Here is a 2,635-nt window from a genome sequence, read left to right as displayed (position 1 = left end):
GGTACAGCATCATCTTTTCAATATCCCGGTAGCTCAGGGGAAAGGTGTAGTAAAGACAGACACAATAACTGATGATTTCGCCAGGAAAGCGATGACGAGAGTACATGAACCGGAAGCCGCGAACAAGGTGGAATCAGTCCGATTATTCTACCTCAGCGTTAACTTGACAATACCATCGCGCATATCTAGCTGCACTTTGGGCACAAAAACATTTACTTCGTCGGTAACTTTGTGGCACTAGTAAACGAATACTTGACAAACTAACTTCATTAGTAAAACTAATGAAGTTAGTTTATGAGGGCAGGATATGCCTCGTCCCAAAGGTCAAACATTGACTGAGAAAGATATTGTTGATGCTGCGATCGCATTGCTTGAGAGGGAGGGCGAGCCAGCATTAGGGGTTAACCGTGTTGCAAGAGAACTCGGAATTCAACCTCCATCACTCTACAATCATATTGCTGGAAATGAGGCATTACGCCTTGCTGTAGCCGTAGAAGGATATCGACGGACAGCAGAGTTTGTGACGCAGCAAGTCGCTGATATTGAAGAACCAACACTGGCTTTAAAAACAGTTGCCCATGCCTTGCGTAGCTTTGCTAAAAGCTATCCCAGGCTTTATGCAGTGACAACGACCAATCCATTCAAGCTAGATCATCCAGAATTTGCTCAATATCTCACTTCTGCGGTCGAGTTTTACACAACGCTGCTTAAGCCATTTGACCTATGTGCTGATGATATCGTTCATACCATTCGCATTCTCCTAGCCTCCATTCACGGCTTTATTCAAGCAGAGCAAGTGGGCTTATTTGTATTCTCACAATCTGTTGACGAGAGCTACGAACGCATGATCAACACATTAGACCTCCTGCACGAATATTTGATCGCCTCCTAAATCCTGCATTTTTGGGGAACTTTGAAGCTCGATCTTGATAGTTTCGTAGGAAAAAATCGATTCATGCAGGAGGTCTATTGCTTGATGGACTGCTGCAACAGCAGATGAAACATCGTCACAACCCAAAACAGGATGCTGAGGGATAAGGAGCATATCAACTATGAATTCTACTGATCTGGCATTTATTCCTGCATTGGAACAAGCTCGGCTAATCCGCACTAAAGTCATTTCTCCACTTGAACTCACACAGGTTTACCTCGATCGCATTGAACAACTCGATAGTTCCTTAAATAGCTTTTTTACCGTGATGGCGGAGCAAGCTATTACAGAGGCGAAAGCAAAAACCGAACAATTGGCAGCTTCAAATATAGAACCCTCTTCATTGCCAGCATTCTTTGGAGTCCCTATTGCTATCAAAGATTTTGCTCCAGTGGCAGGAGTACCCTGCACTTATGGCATTCATCTACTGAAAAAGCGAGTTGCGACAGAAGATGCAGGGCTTGTAACTCGCATTCGGCAAGCAGGCTTTACAATCCTTGGTAAAACAGCCACTTCTGAAATCGGCACGTCCCCTTACACTGAATCAAAGGGCTTTCCGTCAACTCGCAACCCCTGGAATTTGACCTATACGCCTGGTGGTTCCAGTGGCGGATCGGCGGCAGCAGTTGCCTCTGGGTTATGCGCGGTTGCTCAAGGAGGCGATGCGGACGGCTCTGTTCGGATTCCAGCGGCTTGCTGTGGACTGGTGGGAATCAAAGCGTCGAGAGGACGAATCTCTTCAGCTCCATTGGGTGAAAAACTAGGGGGTTTTGGGGTCGAGGGGACGCTAGGGAGAACAGTTGCTGATGCAGCGGCATTACTAGATGTGATGTCTGGCTATGTCCTGGGTGATCCATACTGGTTACCTGCTCCATCCGTTTCATTTTTAGAGGCAACAACACAAACCTCTACAGGTTTGAGAATTGGGTTTGCGACAGCGATGAGTCCTATTGGTGCCGCTCATCCGATTTGTACACAGGCAGTTGTGGATACTGTTCAACTTTTAGAGGAATTAGGGCACTCAGTTGAGCAGGTTGAGTTAAATTTCTCAGAGTTGATTGACCCCTTGAAAATCATTTGGCAAGCAACTGTTGATGTTGGAGTTCCACGATTTTTTCTAGGGAAGCTAAATCGTTTTTTGTTGAAGCGAGCGCGTTCTCGCCCAAGTGGTGCTTATCCCCAAGCGATGATGAAACTGCACACAATTGCCCGCCGAATCGTCTCTGACTTAAGCAAGATTGATGTGTTAGTGTTACCCGTTGTCATGCATCCTACCCTTCGAGTGGGGGAATGGGCAAAACTCACAGCCGCTAAAGAGTTAGAAAATATTATTCAATGGATTACACCCTGTCCACCATTTAATGTCACGGGGCAACCTGCGATCGCTATTCCATCAGGCTTTACCCCGAACGGTTTGCCACTAGGCGTTCAATTAGTTGGTCGTCCTGGAGATGAAACAACAATTATTGCGTTAGCGGCCCAAATTGAAACAGCAAGACCTTGGAGCCAAAACCGTCCAATGCTGGCTGCCTGACAGAAGTAGGTAAAAGCCAATAAATACGTGGAAATTTGGAGGGACGGGTAGAGAGATATGAGAGGCTAGAGTTACCACACAACAGCCAAGAATCATGACAAACTCTACCCATTTGTATGGTCAACTAATCAACCAATTGCGTCAACACAGCCGAGCTTGCGATCTGCGTC

The 2,635-nt window shown here is 46.3% G+C and carries 2 protein-coding genes and 1 pseudogene; 2 read left to right on the top strand and 1 reads right to left on the bottom strand.

The window, feature by feature from the left end:
- Positions 1 to 106, bottom strand: a pseudogene (locus H6F93_RS34335) (IS6 family transposase); the annotation flags it as partial.
- A gap of 201 nt (positions 107 to 307) precedes the next feature.
- Here H6F93_RS34335 and H6F93_RS28165 point away from each other — a divergent pair.
- Positions 308 to 892, top strand: a complete 585-nt coding sequence (locus tag H6F93_RS28165; RefSeq protein WP_190688354.1) for a TetR/AcrR family transcriptional regulator — start codon at positions 308 to 310, stop codon at positions 890 to 892.
- A 160-nt stretch (positions 893 to 1,052) separates the two neighbouring features.
- Entirely contained in the window at positions 1,053 to 2,465 is a 1,413-nt protein-coding gene (locus tag H6F93_RS28160) for an amidase (RefSeq protein WP_190688351.1), read from the top strand.
- Positions 2,466 to 2,635 lie beyond the last annotated feature (170 nt).

It is taken from the genome of Leptolyngbya sp. FACHB-671, from assembly GCF_014695745.1.
In the GTDB taxonomy this organism is placed as follows: domain Bacteria; phylum Cyanobacteriota; class Cyanobacteriia; order Elainellales; family Elainellaceae; genus JAAUTN01.
Note: the sequence above shows the minus strand (reverse complement) of the source record. Positions and strands in the feature narration are given on the sequence as shown.